The organism is Zoogloea dura (genome assembly GCF_012927165.1).
Taxonomy (GTDB): Bacteria; Pseudomonadota; Gammaproteobacteria; order Burkholderiales; family Rhodocyclaceae; genus Zoogloea; species Zoogloea dura.
The window spans coordinates 30,314-45,763 of the sequence record NZ_JABBGA010000031.1; the positions used below are offsets into that span (position 1 = coordinate 30,314).

The 15,450-nt window shown below is 69.3% G+C and carries 11 protein-coding genes; 1 reads left to right on the forward strand and 10 read right to left on the reverse strand.

The genetic code is table 11. The annotated features are described in order from the left end of the window. Together acnD and prpC are read right to left on the reverse strand one after the other, a co-directional pair. On the reverse strand, positions 1 to 2,646 hold the full coding sequence (gene acnD / locus HHL15_RS23005; RefSeq protein ID WP_268967133.1) for a Fe/S-dependent 2-methylisocitrate dehydratase AcnD: 2,646 nt from the start codon (positions 2,644 to 2,646) through the stop codon (positions 1 to 3). Beyond that, positions 2,643 to 3,797 carry a bifunctional 2-methylcitrate synthase/citrate synthase gene (prpC, locus tag HHL15_RS23010; RefSeq protein ID WP_169148159.1) on the reverse strand — a complete coding sequence of 385 codons (1,155 nt, stop codon included), beginning with the start codon at positions 3,795 to 3,797 and terminating at the stop codon, positions 2,643 to 2,645. Before prpC ends, acnD begins: the two co-directional genes overlap by 4 nt. 169 nt (positions 3,798 to 3,966) lie before the next feature. Here prpC and HHL15_RS23015 point away from each other — a divergent pair, with 169 nt between their 5' ends. Next, positions 3,967 to 5,403, forward strand: coding sequence for a short-chain fatty acyl-CoA regulator family protein (locus tag HHL15_RS23015; protein ID WP_169148160.1), 1,437 nt, complete (start codon positions 3,967 to 3,969; stop codon positions 5,401 to 5,403). Positions 5,404 to 5,423: 20 nt separating this feature from the next. On the opposite strand, the gene HHL15_RS23020 is transcribed toward HHL15_RS23015, so the two are convergent. The 8 genes from HHL15_RS23020 to HHL15_RS23055 form a co-directional block, all read right to left on the reverse strand. Next, positions 5,424 to 7,451 carry a methyl-accepting chemotaxis protein gene (locus tag HHL15_RS23020; RefSeq protein ID WP_169148161.1) on the reverse strand — a complete coding sequence of 676 codons (2,028 nt, stop codon included), beginning with the start codon at positions 7,449 to 7,451 and terminating at the stop codon, positions 5,424 to 5,426. Between the two features lie 142 nt (positions 7,452 to 7,593). Next, positions 7,594 to 9,681: a putative bifunctional diguanylate cyclase/phosphodiesterase gene (locus HHL15_RS23025; protein WP_169148162.1), complete on the reverse strand. Its 2,088-nt coding sequence runs from the start codon at positions 9,679 to 9,681 to the stop codon at positions 7,594 to 7,596. Between the two features lie 8 nt (positions 9,682 to 9,689). After that, the gene (locus HHL15_RS23030) at positions 9,690 to 10,136 is read right to left on the reverse strand and encodes a response regulator (RefSeq protein WP_169148163.1); all 447 of its coding nucleotides are present in this window, start codon (positions 10,134 to 10,136) and stop codon (positions 9,690 to 9,692) included. Further along, positions 10,111 to 11,427, reverse strand: a complete 1,317-nt coding sequence (locus tag HHL15_RS23035) for a sensor histidine kinase (protein WP_169148164.1) — start codon at positions 11,425 to 11,427, stop codon at positions 10,111 to 10,113. Before HHL15_RS23035 ends, HHL15_RS23030 begins: the two co-directional genes overlap by 26 nt. Positions 11,428 to 11,544: 117 nt before the next feature. Continuing rightward, positions 11,545 to 12,747, reverse strand: a complete 1,203-nt coding sequence (locus tag HHL15_RS23040) for a 3-oxoadipyl-CoA thiolase (protein WP_169148165.1) — start codon at positions 12,745 to 12,747, stop codon at positions 11,545 to 11,547. 33 nt (positions 12,748 to 12,780) lie between these two features. Continuing rightward, positions 12,781 to 14,307, reverse strand: a complete 1,527-nt coding sequence (locus tag HHL15_RS23045) for a 3-hydroxyacyl-CoA dehydrogenase (RefSeq protein ID WP_169148166.1) — start codon at positions 14,305 to 14,307, stop codon at positions 12,781 to 12,783. A gap of 4 nt (positions 14,308 to 14,311) precedes the next feature. Continuing rightward, complete coding sequence (locus HHL15_RS23050) at positions 14,312 to 15,082, reverse strand: enoyl-CoA hydratase (RefSeq protein WP_169148167.1); 771 nt, start codon at positions 15,080 to 15,082, stop codon at positions 14,312 to 14,314. 17 nt (positions 15,083 to 15,099) lie between these two features. Further along, on the reverse strand, positions 15,100 to 15,450 hold a 351-nt coding region (locus HHL15_RS23055; protein WP_206198733.1), incomplete at its 5' end, for an electron transfer flavoprotein subunit alpha/FixB family protein.

Sequence of the window (15,450 nt, forward strand, 5' to 3'; positions counted from 1 at the left end):
TCAGACCGATTCCTTCTCGGTGGTGGCCAGGAAATCCTGGGCGAAGCGTTGCAGGACACCGCCCGCAGCATAGATGGAGACGTCTTCTGCGGTGTCGAGGCGGCAGGTGACCGGGACTTCCAGCGTATCGCCCGCGGGCCGCCGGATCACCAGGGTGAGGTCGGCGCGGGGCGCAGGCTCGCCGAGGACGTCGAAGGTCTCGGTGCCGTCGATGCCCAGGGTCAGGCGGGTGGTGCCCGGCTTGAACTCCAGCGGCAGCACGCCCATGCCCACCAGGTTGCTGCGGTGGATGCGCTCGAAGCCCTCCGCGACGATGGCTTCGACGCCCGCCAGGCGCACGCCCTTGGCCGCCCAGTCGCGGGAGGAGCCCTGGCCGTAGTCGGCGCCGGCGATGATGATCAGGGGCTGCAGGCGCAGCATGTAGGTCTCGATGGCTTCCCACATGCGCATCACCGTGCCCTCCGGCTCGACCCGCGCCAGGGAGCCCTGGCGCACGCTGCCGTCCGGATTGCGGACCATTTCGTTGCGCAGGGTCGGGTTGGCGAAGGTGGCCCGCTGGGCGGTCATGTGGTCGCCCCGGTGGGTGGCGTAGGAGTTGAAGTCCTCCTCCGGCAGGCCCATTCTCGCCAGGTATTCGCCGGCGGCGGAGTCGGGCAGGATGGCGTTGGAGGGTGACAGGTGGTCGGTGGTGATGTTGTCCGGAAGCACCGCCAGCGGACGCATCCCTTGCAGCGTGCGCTCGCCGGCCAGCACGCCTTCCCAGTAGGGTGGGCGGCGGATGTAGGTGGAGCGGGGCCGCCAGGCATACAGGGGGTCAGGCGCGGCGGTCACCTTGCCAAGGTCGAACATCGGGCCATACACCTCGCGGAACTGCTCGGGCTTCACGCAGGCCGCCACGATGGCGTCGATCTCCGTGTCGGACGGCCACAGGTCGGCGAGGGTGATCGGGCGGCCGTCGAGGCCGTGGCCCAGCGTGTCGCGCTCGATGTCGAAGCGCACCGTGCCGGCCAGGGCGTAGGCCACCACCAGGGGCGGGGAGGCCAGGAAGGCCTGCCGGGCATGGGGGTGGATGCGCCCGTCGAAGTTGCGGTTGCCCGACAGGACGGCGGTGGCGTAGAGGCCGCGTTCGACGATCTCCTGCTGGATTTTCGGGTCCAGGGCGCCGGACATGCCGTTGCAGGTGGTGCAGGCGTAGCCGACGATGCCGAAGCCGAGCTTCTCGAGCTCCGGCAGCAGGCCGGCTTCTTCCAGGTAGAGGCGGGCGACCCGGGAGCCCGGGGCGAAGGAGGTCTTGACCCAGGGCTTGCGGACCAGCCCCAGGGCATTGGCCTTCCTGGCCAGCAGGCCGGCCGCCACCAGGTTGCGCGGGTTGGAGGTATTGGTGCAGCTGGTGATGGCGGCGATGATGACCGCACCGTCGGGGAGCAGGCCTTCACGCTCTTCGGCCAATGCCTGCTCCAGTCCGACGGCGATGCCTCTTTCGGCGAGCTGTGCCGTGGGCAGGCGCTTGTGCGGATTGGACGGGCCGGCCATGTTGCGCTCGACGCCGGCCAGGTCGAACTCCAGCACCCGTTCGTATTCGGCGTGCGCCAGAGCGTCGGCCCACAGGCCGCTGGTGCGTGCGTAGTGTTCGACCAGCGCCACCTGTTCAGGGGCGCGGCCGGTGAGCCGCAGGTAGGCGAGGGTTTGTGCGTCGATGTAGAACATCGCCGCGGTGGCGCCATACTCCGGGCACATGTTGGAGATGGTGGCCCGGTCGCCGACCGACAGGCTCGCCGCGCCGTCGCCGAAGAACTCCAGCCAGGCACCCACGACCTTCTGCCTGCGCAGGAATTCGGTGAGGGCCAGGACGATGTCGGTGGCGGTGATGCCCGGCTGCCGCCGGCCCGTGAGGCGCACGCCGACGATGTCGGGCAGGCGCATCATCGAGGCGCGGCCGAGCATCACCGACTCGGCCTCCAGCCCGCCCACGCCGATGGCGATCACGCCCAGGGCATCCACATGGGGGGTGTGGCTGTCGGTCCCCACGCAGGTGTCCGGAAAGGCCACCGACCGGCCGTTTCCGTCGGGCTGGACCTGGACCACCGGTGACATCTTCTCCAGATTGATCTGGTGCATGATGCCGTTGCCGGCGGGGATCACATCCACGTTCCGGAAAGCGCGGCGGGTCCATTCGATGAAGTGGAAGCGGTCTTCGTTGCGGCGCTCTTCCACCGCCCGGTTGCGGGCGAAGGCATCCGGATCGTCGCCGCCATATTCCACGGCCAGCGAGTGGTCGACGATCAGCTGGGTGGGCACCACCGGGTTGATCCGCGACGGATCACCGCCTTGGTCGGCGATGGCGTCGCGCAGGCCGGCCAGGTCCACCAGGGCGGTCTGGCCCAGGATGTCGTGGCATACCACGCGGGCGGGATACCAGGGGAAGTCCAGGTCCTGCCGCTGCCAGGCGATCTGCGCCAGTGCATCGCCGAGCAGGGCCGGGTCGCAGCGGCGGACCAGTTGCTCGGCCAGCACGCGGGCGGTGTAGGGCAGGCTGTCCCAGGCGCCGGGGCGCACGTCGTCGATGGCCGCACGGGCGTCGAAATAGTCCAGCGAGGTGCCGGGCAGGGGCCGGCGGTAAGCGGTGTTCATGGCGGTGCGGCTCATTGGCGCTGCTCGATGGGCACGAAGACCCGGTCTTCCGGGCCCACGTAATGGGCACTGGGGCGGATGATCTTGTTGTCGATGCGTTGTTCGATGATGTGGGCGGCCCAGCCCGACGTGCGGGCGATCACGAAGAGCGGTGAGAACATGGCCGTCGGCACGCCCATCATGTGATAACTGACGGCGCTGAACCAGTCCAGGTTGGGGAACATGTTCTTGGCGTCCTGCATCACCGCTTCCAGGCGCTCGGCGATGTCGAACATCCGGGTCGAACCGGCATCGACGGAGAGACGCCGGGCCACTGCCTTGATCACCGCATTGCGCGGGTCGGACACGGTATACACCGGATGGCCGAAGCCGATCACCACTTCGCCGCCGGCCACCCGGCGGCGGATGTCCGTCTCGGCATCATCGGGCGTGTCGTAACGCTTCTGGATCTCGAAGGCGACCTCGTTGGCGCCCCCGTGCCGGGGGCCGCGCAGCGCGCCGATGGCGCCGGTGATGGCCGAATAGATGTCCGAGCCGGTGCCGGCGATGACGCGGCCGGCGAAGGTGGAGGCATTGAACTCGTGTTCCGCGTAGAGGATCAGCGAGGTGTGCATGGCGCGCTCCCACGGGGCCGGGGGTTTCTCGCCATGAAGCAGGTGGAGGAAATGGCCGCCGATCGATTCGTCGTCGGTCTCCACCTGGATGCGCTGGCCCTTGGTGGACCAGTGATACCAGTAGAGCAGCATGGAGCCCAGGGAGGCCAGCAGGCGGTCGGCAATGTCACGGGCGCCAGGCAGGTTGTGATCGTCCTTCTCGGGCAGGACGCAGCCGAGGGCAGACACGCCGGTACGCATCACGTCCATCGGATGGGCGCTGGCGGGCAGCCGTTCGAGGGCTTCGCGGACGCTCGCAGGGAGGCCGCGCAAGGCCTTCAGGCGGGCCTTGTAGGCGCGCAGTTCGGCGGCGCCGGGCAGCTTGCCGTGCACCAGCAGGTGGGCGACTTCCTCGAATTCACAGGCTTCGGCGATATCGAGAATGTCGTAGCCGCGGTAGTGCAGATCATTGCCGCTGCGGCCCACCGTACACAGGGCCGTATTGCCCGCCGTGACGCCGGACAGGGCGACGGACTTCTTGGGCTTGAACGGCGTTTCGCGGGTCATCGTCATCGTGGGAGTCTCCTTCGGTGGAATTGTGCTTGCGTTTGCCTCGTTGGGTTCGCAATATACGCAACCCGGATTGTCCGTAACTGACTGAATTGGCGATGATTTGTGAATCCCGTGCCGTAAATTTGCGAATCTTGCGAAGATTCTCGGCGCCCGCCAGGAAGGACCTGCCATGAGAAAGACCTTCATGGGCGTGCGCCTGCGCCGCCTCCGCGAGGAACGCGGGCTGACCCAGGTGGCCCTGGCCCAATTGCTCGGGATCTCGCCCAGCTATCTCAACCAGATCGAGCAGAACCAGCGCCCGCTGACGGTGCAGGTGCTGCTCAAGCTGAGCGCGGCCCTGGGCGTGGATGTGCAGCGCTTTTCCGAGGACGACGAGGCGCGCCTGGTGGCCGATCTGCGCGATGTCTTCGGGTCTGGCGCGGTGCTGGCGGGACAGGCGGAGAGCGTGTCCCAGGCGGAGATCCGCGAGCTGGCGGCAAGCATGCCGGCGGTGGGGCGCACGCTGGTGGCCCTGGAGCGGCGCTGCCGCGACGCGGAGGAGCGGGCCGCCGCCTTTGCCGCCCGGCTGGGCGAGGATCGTGGCCAGGCCCTGCGCACCCAGCCCATGCCCTACGAGGAGGTGAGGGATTTCTTCTACGCCCGTCACAACCACGTGGCCGAGCTGGACGACCTGGCCGAGCGGCTCTTCGATGCCTGGTCGCTGCAGCCGGGCGAGACCGGGAGCGGCCTGGCCATCCGCCTCGAGAGCGTGCATGGCATCCGGGTGGTGCGCGACGAGCGGGCCTTCGGCGAGGGCGACGCGGGAACCCTGCGCCGTTTCGACAAGGGGGAGCGGGTGCTGCGCCTGTCCCCCCTGCTGGCGCCGGGGCAGCAGGCCTTCCAGATGGCCACCCAGCTGGCCTTCCTGGAGGCGGAGGAGGCCATCGAGGGGCTGGCGGCGCAGGCGGTGTTACGCAGCGAGGAGGCGCGCCGCCTCGCACGCATCGGTCTGGCCAACTACTTCGCGGGGGCCCTGGTGCTGCCCTACCGGCGCTTTCTCGACAGTGCCGAGCGCCTGCGCTACGACATCGACCTGCTGGGCAGGCGTTTCGGTACCGGCTTCGAGACCGTCTCCCACCGCCTGTCCACCCTGCAGCGCCCGGGGGCGTGCGGAGTGCCTTTCTTTTTTGTGCGGGTGGATCGGGCCGGCAACATCTCCAAGCGCCAGTCCGCCACCGACTTCCATTTCTCGCGGGTGGGCGGGACCTGCCCCCTGTGGAATGTGTACGAGGCCTTTGCCCAGCCAGGGCGCATCCTGACCCAGCTGGCGAGCATGCCGGATGGCCGCACTTACCTGTGGGTGGCGCGCACCGTCTCCCATGGGCGGGGGGGTTACGGGGTGCCGGGCAAGACCTTTGCGGTGGGGCTGGGCTGCGACCTGCAGCATGCGCCGCGCCTCACCTATGCCAAGGGGCTCAAGCTCGACGATCCGGGGGCACCGACACCCATCGGCGCCGGATGCAAGGTGTGCGAGCGGGTCGGCTGTCCGCAGCGGGCCTTTCCGTCCGCGGGCAGCCGCCTGGATATCGATGAGAACAGCAGCCGTTTCGAGCCCTACGGGGGCTAGCGGGCCGCCACCGTGCCTGCTCAGTCGAGCCGGAAGCGGCCGATGTCCTGCTCCAGGTGGGCGGCCAGGTCCTTCAGGTGGCCGGCCGTGCGGGCGGTGGCCTGGGAGTGGGCGCTGTTCTGCTCGGCCATCTGGGCGATGCCTTCCACCCGCTGGGCGATCTCGGTGCTGGCGGCGCTCTGTTCCCTCAGGGCGTCGCTGATCTCGTTGATGGAGTCCATCGTGCGGCCCGCCCCGTCGCGGATCTGGCTGATGGCGTCACCCGCCTGGCCGGCCCGCTCGACCCCTTCGCCGACCCGGGTCACGCCTTCTTCCATGGCCTGCACCGCGTCGCGGGCGCCGTTCTGGATGCCGCCTATCATGTCGGCGATCTCGCGGGTGGATTGGGCTGTGCGTTCGGCCAGCTTGCGCACCTCGTCGGCCACCACGGCAAAGCCGCGGCCCTGTTCGCCGGCCCGGGCGGCCTCGATGGCGGCATTGAGGGCGAGCAGGTTGGTCTGGTCGGCGATCTCCTTGATGGTGCCGACGATGGCCGAGATCTTCGAGGAGTGGGCACCCAGCTTGCGCACGATGTCGGCGGAGCGGCGCACCACCTCGGAGATGCTGTTGATGTCGGTGAGGGTCTGGCGCACGACCTCGCTGCCCTCGCTGGACAGGCGCCCGGCCTCGCCGGCTTCGGACTGGGCGTCCCGGGCGTTGCTCGAGATGTGGTTGATGCCGACCGTCATCTCCTCCACGGCGGCGGCCATGGCGGTGGCGGCATCGCTCTGCCGGGTGGAGCCCTGGGCGACCTGGTGGGAGGCCCCGGCCAGTTCGTCGGCGGCTGTCGACAGCTTGTCGGCAGTCTGGCGGGCACCGCGCAGCAGGGTGGCGATGGAGCTGCTCATGCGGTTGAAGGCGCCGGCAATGCGCTGCAGCTCGTCGCGGGTGTCCAGCTCGACTTTGACCGTCAGCTGGCCGTCGGCGACCTGCTCGGCGCTGCGGGCCAGCGTGGCTACTGCTCCGCCGATGGCCGCGGCAACCGCCGTCAGCAGGTAGATGACGAGCAGGGACACCCCTGCCGCTGCGGTGATGGAGACGGTGAAGCTGCGCAGCAGGCGCGCCTCGCGCCCGGCCAGGAGCTTCTCCAGTTCGGGCAGAAAGCTGTCGAAGGCGTTGCGGTAAAGGGCGTCGATGGTGGCGGTGGAGCGTGTCACCCACTGATCGGGGGAGGTCTCGTAGCGGCCTGCCAGGATGTCGCTGCGGATGGTCTGGTTCAGCCAGGCGATCTGCGGCCCGGTCTCCTTCTCGAGGCGGCTGACGCTGGCGTGGATGTCGGGATGGCCTTCGCTGGCCTTCAGCAGCTTGCGGATCACGTAGCGGTAGCGCGATTCGCTGGTGACCAGCAGGGCGGTGAGTTCTTCCCGGTCCTTCTCCGAGGCGGCCTTGGAGCTCAGCAGATGATTGCCCATGGCGCGCATGCGGCCGATGCGCTCGATCACATCGGGCAGGTTGGCCAGGGTGGCGTCGATCATGAAGAAGCTGTCGGCCTCCATGTCGAGCAGCAGGCCCGAGGTGGTCAGCAGGCTGTCCACGTGCTCGAGCACCTGCTCGATGAGTTTGCGGTGGGCCAGACGATTGGCGGTGGCCTCCATCTTCCCGCCTTCGCTCACCAGGTTGTTCCATGCCTTGCTGATCTCCTGCGCGGCGGGAAGGACGGGCTGGAGCGCGGGTGCCTCGCGCAGAAGGGCTACCGCCTGCTCGAGCGCAGCCTGTGCCTGGTGCGCGCTGGCGTCGGCCCGCGGCTGCAGGTCGCCGCGGCCGGACAGAATGCTCACCATCTGGCCGCGGTGCTGCTGGATGGCTTGCAGGGCGTGCAGGGTCGGCACGACCACCCTGAGTCCGGCGAGCTCGTCGCGGGTGGTGCGCACTTCGCTCCACAGCTTGAAGCCGAAGGCGCTGCCGAGGCCACCCAGGGCCAGCACCAGGAACAGACTGATCAGGGTGAACTTGCCGCGGAAACTCATGCGGTTCAGCACGCGGACGGCGGGGGTGAGGAAGGTGTTCATGGGATACCTGCGGCAATGCGGTTCAGCGGTTCGGGGAGGATGCGCGGGGCTTGCGGGAGCGCCCGTGTTGTTTGGAACCGATTTTCCGTGTGGCCAGCGGGGGGCCGCATTGACCCGTGACAAGAACGTCAGCGGGGGCGAGTCAGGCCGGGCGGCGTGAAAGGAGCAGGGCTGCGGCTACGTCGGGGGGGACAGGCCGCGAAAAATGGTAGCCCTGGGCATAGGGGCAGCCCATGGCGCGCAGAGCATCGACCTGGGCCAGCGATTCGGTGCCTTCGGCGATGACTTCGAGGCGCAGGGCCTGGCCCAGGTTGAGTATGGCCCGCACGATCTCGGTCCCCTCCTGGGTGGCTTCCATGCCGTGGATGAAGGACTGGTCGATCTTCAGGCTGTCGATCGGGAAGCGTTGCAGGTAGCTGAGGGAAGAGTAGCCGGTGCCGAAGTCGTCGATGCTGACGCGGATGCCCATGGCCCGCAGCCGGCCCAGCTTGGCGAGGGCCAGCTGGGCATTGACCATCAGCACGCTTTCGGTGATCTCCAGCTTGAGGCTGGAGGGGCCCAGGCCCGATTCCGCCAGGGCGTCGGCGACCTGGTCCACCAGGCTCTCTTCGGAGAACTGGCGGGCCGACAGATTGACGCCCATGGTGAGATCCGCCAGGCCGGGATTGCGCGCCTGCCACTCACGCAACTGGCGGCAGGCCTCGCGGATGGCCCAGCGGCCGATGGCCAGGATCAGCCCGGTTTCTTCGGCAAGGGGGATGAACTCGGCGGGAGAAACGATGCCGTATTCACCCCGCGGCCAGCGGATCAGGGCTTCGAAGCCGGCGATGCGGCCGGAGTCGAGGGCGATCACCGGCTGGTAATAGAGGACGAATTCGTGCCGGTCGATGGCCCGGCGCAGATTGCTCTCCATGTCGAGGGCGGCGACCGCCCGATGATGCATGTCGGCATCGAAGATAGCGTAGCAGGCCTTGCCGTCGGCCTTGGCGCGGTACATGGCCGTGTCGGCATCGCGCAGCAGTTCATCCGGATGGCGGTACTCGGGGCCGGAGAGGGCGATGCCGATGCTGCAGTTCATGAACAGTTCGTAGGCGTCGACCACGAAGGGCGTGGCGAACTGGCGCTGGATCCGGTCTGCCACACGGATGGCGTCGGTGGCGTCGTCGATGTCCTCCAGCAGCAGCACGAACTCGTCGCCGCCCAGCCGCGCCAGGGTGTCATTGGGCCGGCAGCACAGGCCCAGGCGGCGCCCGCATTCGATCAGCAGACGGTCGCCGGTGGTGTGGCCGAGGCTGTCATTGACGTTCTTGAAGCGGTCCAGGTCGAGGAACAGCACGGCAAAGCAGCGCTCCGGCTGGCGCTGCAGGCGCTCGATGGCCTGGTGCAGGCGATGGGTGACCAGGTTGCGGTTCGAGAGGCCGGTGAGCCCGTCCCGCAGGGCATCCTGCAGCAGGCGCTCCTCGGCCAGCTTGCGGGCGTGGATGTCGGTCTGGGAGCCGGCCATGCGCAGGGGCTGGCCGTCCTTGTCATGCACCGCCATGCCCCGGCACAGCATCCAGCGCCAGCTGCCGTTGCGGGTGAGGATGCGGTATTCGGTGTGCAGCGGGGGGGCCGCGGCCTGCTGGTGATGGCGCAGTTCCTGGCGGAAGGCGTCGATGTCGTCCGGGTGGATCCGCGACAGCCAGTCTTCCGGGGCGCTGCCGATATCGCCGTCGGCAAAGCCCAGCATGGATTTCCAGCGAGGCGAGAAATAGGCGTGGCCGCTCTGCAGGTTCCAGTCCCACAGGCCGTCGTTGGCACCGGCGGCGGCCAGGGCGTAGCGTTCCTCGCTCTCGCGCAGGGCCCGCTCTGCCTCCTTGCGCTCCATGGCGTAGCGCATGGCGCGCAGCAGCAGGTTGCTGTTCACCTCGCCCTTGATCAGGTAGTCCTGGGCGCCGGTCTTGACCGCGTGCAGGGCCATCACCTCGTCGTCGGTGCCGGTGAGCACGATGATGGGTACCTGGGGAGCATGGGCGAACATGGTGCAGAAGGTCTCCATGCCCAGGCTGTCGGGCAGGGACAGGTCGAGCAGCACCACCCCGATGTCGCCGCTGGAGAGCATGTCCAGCCCGTCCGACAGGCGGTCGGCGCGCCACAGGCGGAAGTGGTCGCCGTTGGCGTCGGCGAGCATCTCCTGGATCAGGCGGGCGTCGCCGGGGTTGTCTTCGACGAGCAGGACGTTGGAGGTCATGTCACCCATCATCGTGCTCCACAGGGCAGGGTGACAGTGCGCATCCAGAAAGCGTCGATGACCTTCACGGTCTCGATGAAGCGGTCGAAATCCACCGGCTTGGTGATGAAGCAGGCGGCCTGCAGCAGGTAGGCCTTCTGCACGTCCTGCTCGGCCCGCGAGGTGGTCAGCACCACCACCGGAATGTGCATCAGGCCCGGGTCGGCCTTGATCGCCGCCAGCACCTCGCGGCCGTCCATGCGCGGCAGGTTGAGGTCGAGCAGGATCAGGTCGGGCAGGGGCTTGCCGGCATGGATGCCTTCGCCGCGCAGGTAGGCCAGGGCTTCGACCCCGTCCCGCGCCACGTCGAAGGGGCTGTCCACCTGGTTGTCCTTGAAGGCCTCGATGGTGAGGCGGACGTCGCCCGGGTTGTCCTCGACGAGGAGGATGCTAATGGGCCGCTGACGGTCCGCCATGGGGAGCCTCCTCGCGATCGGGCAGGGTGAAGCTGAAGGTGGCGCCCTGGCCGGGCGCCGAGACGACGTCGATCTGGCCGCCGTGGCGTTCGACGATCTTCTTGCAGATGGCCAGACCGATGCCGGTGCCCGGGTATTCGGCGGCGGTGTGCAGGCGCTGGAAGATCACGAAGATGCGCTCGGCGTAGCGCGCGTCGATGCCGATGCCCTGGTCGCTCACGGCGATCTGCCAGGCGCCGGGCTGGCGCTCTGCGGAGATATGCACCCGGGGCCGGGCGTCGCCGCGGAACTTGATGGCGTTGCCCACCAGGTTCTGCAGCAGCAGCTCGATCTGGGTGGCGTCGGCATGCACCACCGGCAGCTCGCCGTGGCTGATGTCGGCGGCGCTCTCCTCGATCGCGGCGCGCAGGTTGGTCTGGACCCGGCTCATCACGTCCTCGAGGGGCACCGGCTGGAATTCCTTGCCGCGGCTGCCCACCCGGGAGAAGGCCAGCAGGTCGTTGATGAGCCGCTGCATGCGCAGGGCGCCATCGACGATGAAGCCCATGAACTCGTCCGCATCGCTGTCGAGGCGGTCGCGGTAGCGCTTGTTGAGGAGCTGGGTATAGCTGGCGACCATGCGCAGGGGCTCCTGCAGGTCGTGGGAGGCCACCGAGGCAAACTGCTCCAGGTCGGCGTTGGAGCGGGCCAGCTCGCGGGCCTGCTCGGCCAGGCGGGTCTCGGCCCGGCGCCGTTCCTGGATCTCGAGCTGGAGCTGGGCGTTGCGCTCCTCGAGCTCGGCGGTGCGTTCGCGGACCCGGTTCTCGAGCTCGTTGTGGGCCTCGCGCAGCAGGTGCTCGGCGGCGCGCCTCTCGGTCACGTCGCGCAGGATCACGGTGAACACCACGCCGTCCCGGTCGCGGAACTTGGAGATCGATGCCTCGGCCGGGAATTCGGTGCCATCGCTGCGCCGGCCGTAGATCTCGCCACGCTGGGCCATCATGCGCGAGGCCTCGGGGGCCGCGGCAAAATCCCGCACCTGGCCGCCGTGGCGGGCCACGAAGCGTTCGGGGATCAGGCGGTTGAGGGGCTGGCCGAGGATCTCCGCCTCACTGTAGCCGAAGATGCGTTGGGCGCCGCGGTTGAACAGGGTGATCGCCTGGGATTCGTCGATCGAGATGATGGCGTCGTTGGCGTTGGCGAGGATCTCGTCGAAGCGGGGGTCGGCAACACGCAGGGTTCGCAGCGGCGCAATGGCCTCGGCGGAAGGCCTGGCGGGAGAGGTAGCACTGACCTGGGGTGTTGTGCTCACGGGATGCTCCGGGAATGTCTTCCCGAAGTCTGGCCGTCCTGAGGCGGGACTTCAACCATGAGGGGAGTGGGGTCAGGACGCTGCTCCGCCCCGACCCGGCAGGCACTGGTGCGCGCTTCAGCTACACTCGAGGACCAGGGCGATGCCTTGACCCACCCCGATGCACAGGCTGAGCACCGCATGACGACCCTTGCGCCGCTGCAGTTCGCGGGCGGTGCTGAGCGCCAGGCGGGCCCCGGAGGCTCCGAGCGGGTGCCCGATGGCGATGGCGCCGCCATTGGGATTGACCCGCGGGTCGTCCGCTGCGAGCCCGAGTAGCCTGAGGCAGCCCAGGACCTGGGGCGCGAAGGCCTCGTTGATCTCGATGACATCCATGTCGGCCAGGCTCAGCCTGGCGCGGGCCAGCGCCCGGGGGATCGCCAGCGCCGGGCCGATGCCCATGATGCGCGGCTCCACGCCACTCACCGCGCCGGCGAGGATGCGCGCCAGCGGCTTCACCCCGGCCCGTTCGCCGGCGGCGGCGCTGCCGATCAGCAGGGCCGCGGCACCGTCATTGATGCCCGAGGCGTTGCCGGCGGTGACCACGCCGCCCGGGAACAACGGCCTGAGGGCCGACAGGGTCTCGAAGCTGCTGTCGGGGCGGGGGTGTTCGTCCTCGAAGACCATGGCCGGCGGCGTCTTGCGGCCGGTGGGCACCGCGATGGGCAGGATCTCGCCGGCGTGGAATCCATCGGCTTTGGCCGCGGCGTAGCGTGCCTGGGAGGCGGCAGCGAAGCGGTCGGACTCGGCGCGGCTGATACCCAGCTCGGCGGCCACGTTGTCGGCCGTCTCGGGCATGCTGTGATTGCCCCAGGCCTCGGTCAGGCGCGGGTTGGGAAAGCGCGCGCCGATGCTCGTGTCGAAGACCCGGAAGTCGCGGCTGAAGGGTGTTTCCGACTTGGCCATGGCAAACGGGGCGCGGCTCATGCTCTCCACCCCGCCGGCCAGGTACAGCTCGCCCTCGCCGCAGCTCACGGCGCGGGCGCTGTCGAGCACCGCGGCCAGGCCGCTGCCGCACAGGCGGTTGACGGTCTGGCCGGGCACCGTCGGCGGCAGGCCGGCCAGCAGGGCGGCGTGGCGGGCCACGTTGCGGCTGTCTTCGCCGGCCTGGCAGGTGCAGCCGAGGATCACGTCCTCGATCTGGTCGGGTTTGAAGCCGCTGCGGGCGACCAGTTCACGGATCAGGGCGGCAGCCAGGTCGTCGGGGCGGACGCTGGCCAGGGCGCCGGCATGGCGTGCGATGGGGGTGCGGAGTCCCGCGTAGATGTAGGCGTCGAGCATGGTGTGTCCTTTGAGCGGGGCGGGTCTGGCAGGTCAGGCCTCGGGAGTGAGCAGGGAGACGCCCAGGCGGGCCCGGCGGATCAGCCAGGGGCTGGGGCGGTAGCGCGGGTCACGGTAGAAGTCGTGGAGGGCATCAAGGATGTGCAGCACGGTGGTGGCACCCAGGCGGTCGCCAAGGGCCAGCGGCCCCTGCGGGTAACCCAGGCCCAGGGTCACGGCACCGTCGATGTCGTCCGGCGTGGCGATGCGCTGCTGGGCCATGTCGCAGCCGATGTTCACGATCATCGCCAGCACCCGCTGGGCCACGCAGCCGGGGCTGTCGTGGATCAGCACCGGCTGGGCTGCGCCCCGGGCGAGAGCGCCCCACACCGCGTCGCGGGCCGCCGGGGTGGTGACCGGCGTGCGCATCAGGGTCGGCGGGCCATCGAGGAAGATCGGGTCCAGGGCCACGCAGCGGCGCGGGTCCAGCCCTTCGGCAAGGGCCGCTGCGGTGGCGTCCTGGCCGACCGGCAGCACGATGCAGGCGGAGCCAGAGCCCGGCCGGGGCTGCTCGTCGAGCTGCGCACCACCCGCGCGGAGCAGGCCGTGCACCCGCTCGCTCAGGGCCGGGTCGCGGCCGCTGACCCAGATCGGCATGCTGCCGGGCTGGGGTGGCGTGGGCTGGGGCTCGGGCATCACCTTGCCGTCGGCGTAGCGGTAGAAGCCCCGCCCGCTCTTGCGCCCGAGCAGGCCGGCGGCCAGGCGCTGGCGGGTGATCGGCGAGGGGCGGTAGCGCGGCTCCTGGTAATACTGCTCGTAGATGGACTCCATCACCGGGTGGGAGACATCCAGGCCGATCATGTCGAACAGCTCGAAGGGCCCCATGCGGAAGCCCGCGCCGCGCAGGATGCGGTCGATGTCGGCCGGTTCGGCGATGCCCTCGCCCAGTACCCGCAGGGCTTCGGTGAGATAGCCGCGGCCGGCGTGATTGACCACGAAGCCCGGCGTGTCGCGGGTCCGCACCGGCCTATGGCCGAGGTGCCGGGCCAGGTGGGCCAGGGTGTCGCCGACCTGCGCCTCGCCGAGCACCGAGTCGATCACCTCGACCACCTTCATCAGCGGTACCGGGCTGAAGAAGTGGAAGCCGGCGACCCGGCCGGGCAGTCGGCAGGTGCTGGCGATGGCGGTGACCGACAGGGACGAGGTGTTGGTGGCGAGGATGCAGGTGTCGGCCACCACCTCTTCCAGCTGGCGGAACAGGCTGCGCTTGGCTTCCAGGTCCTCGACGATGGCCTCGACCACCACTTCGCAGCCGGTGAGGCTGGCCAGGGTTTCGGCCACCTGGAGCTGCGACACCGCCGCATCCCGTGCGGCCGGCGCCAGCTTGCCCTTGTCCGCCAGCCGCGAGAGGGTTCCGGCGATGGCGCTGCGGGCTTCGGCGGCGGCGCCGGGCTGCTTGTCGAAGAGATGGACGGTGAGGCCGGCCTGGGCCGCGATCTGGGCGATGCCCCGGCCCATCAGGCCGCTGCCGACGATGCCGATGCGGGTGGGGATGCCATCGCTGGCGGATGGGGTGTTCATGGGTCTATTCCCCTCGGAATTGGGCGTCGCGCTTGTCGAGGAAGGCGTGCATGCCTTCCTTCTGGTCGCGGCTGGCAAAGAGCAGCTGGAAGGCCTTGCGCTCCAGCATCAGGGCGGTCTCGAGGGAGGCGTCCTCGCCGGCGATCAGGACTTCCTTGATCTGGGCCAGGGCCAGCGGCGGGCGGCTGGCCAGCAGGGCGGCCAGCTCGAGGGCACGGGACTGCACCTCCGCATCCGGCACCACCTCGCTGACCAGGCCCATCGCGTCGGCCTCCCAGGCCGGTACCGGCAGGCCGCTGAGGGTCATCTTCATGGCCTTGAACTTGCCCACCGCGCGGGTCAGGCGCTGGGTGCCGCCGGCGCCGGGCATCACCCCGACCTTGACCTCCGGCTGGCAGAAGGAGGCGCCCTCGCCGGCGATGATGATGTCGGCGTGCATGGCCAGCTCGCAGCCGCCACCCCAGGCCAGGCCGCTCACCGCGGCGATGACCGGCTTGGGGCAGTCGGCGATGGCCCGCCACAGGCGGTGGGTGTGGCGCTGCATGATCTCGATGGCGCCCTGGTCGGCCATGTCGCGCAGGTCGGCCCCCGCGGCGAAGACCTTGTCGCCGCCGGTCAGTACGATGCAGCGGATCGCCGGATCGCGGCCCAGCTCGGTGAAGTGCGCGGCCAGGGCCAGCCTGACGGCCTGGTTGAGGGCGTTGCGGGCCTCGGGGCGGTTGATCCGGATCACCGCGATCTCCGGCGCCGGACGTTCCAGGATGACTTCGCTCATGGCGGTTTTCTCCCTGTTCAGAGGCTGCCGACCAGCTGGGGCACGGCTTCGAAGAGGTCGGCGACGAGGCCGTAGTCGGCGACCTGGAAGATCGGGGCTTCAGGATCCTTGTTGATCGCGACGATGACCTTGGAATCCTTCATGCCGGCCAGGTGCTGGATGGCGCCGGAGATGCCGACAGCCAGGTAGAGCTGGGGCGCGACGATCTTGCCGGTCTGGCCGACCTGGTAGTCGTTGGGCACATAGCCGGCGTCCACCGCGGCGCGGGAGGCGCCCAGGGCGGCGCCGAGCTTGTCGGCCAGGGGCTCGAGCACAGCCTTGTAGTTGTCGCCGCTGCCCATGCCGCGGCCGCCGGAGACGATGATCTT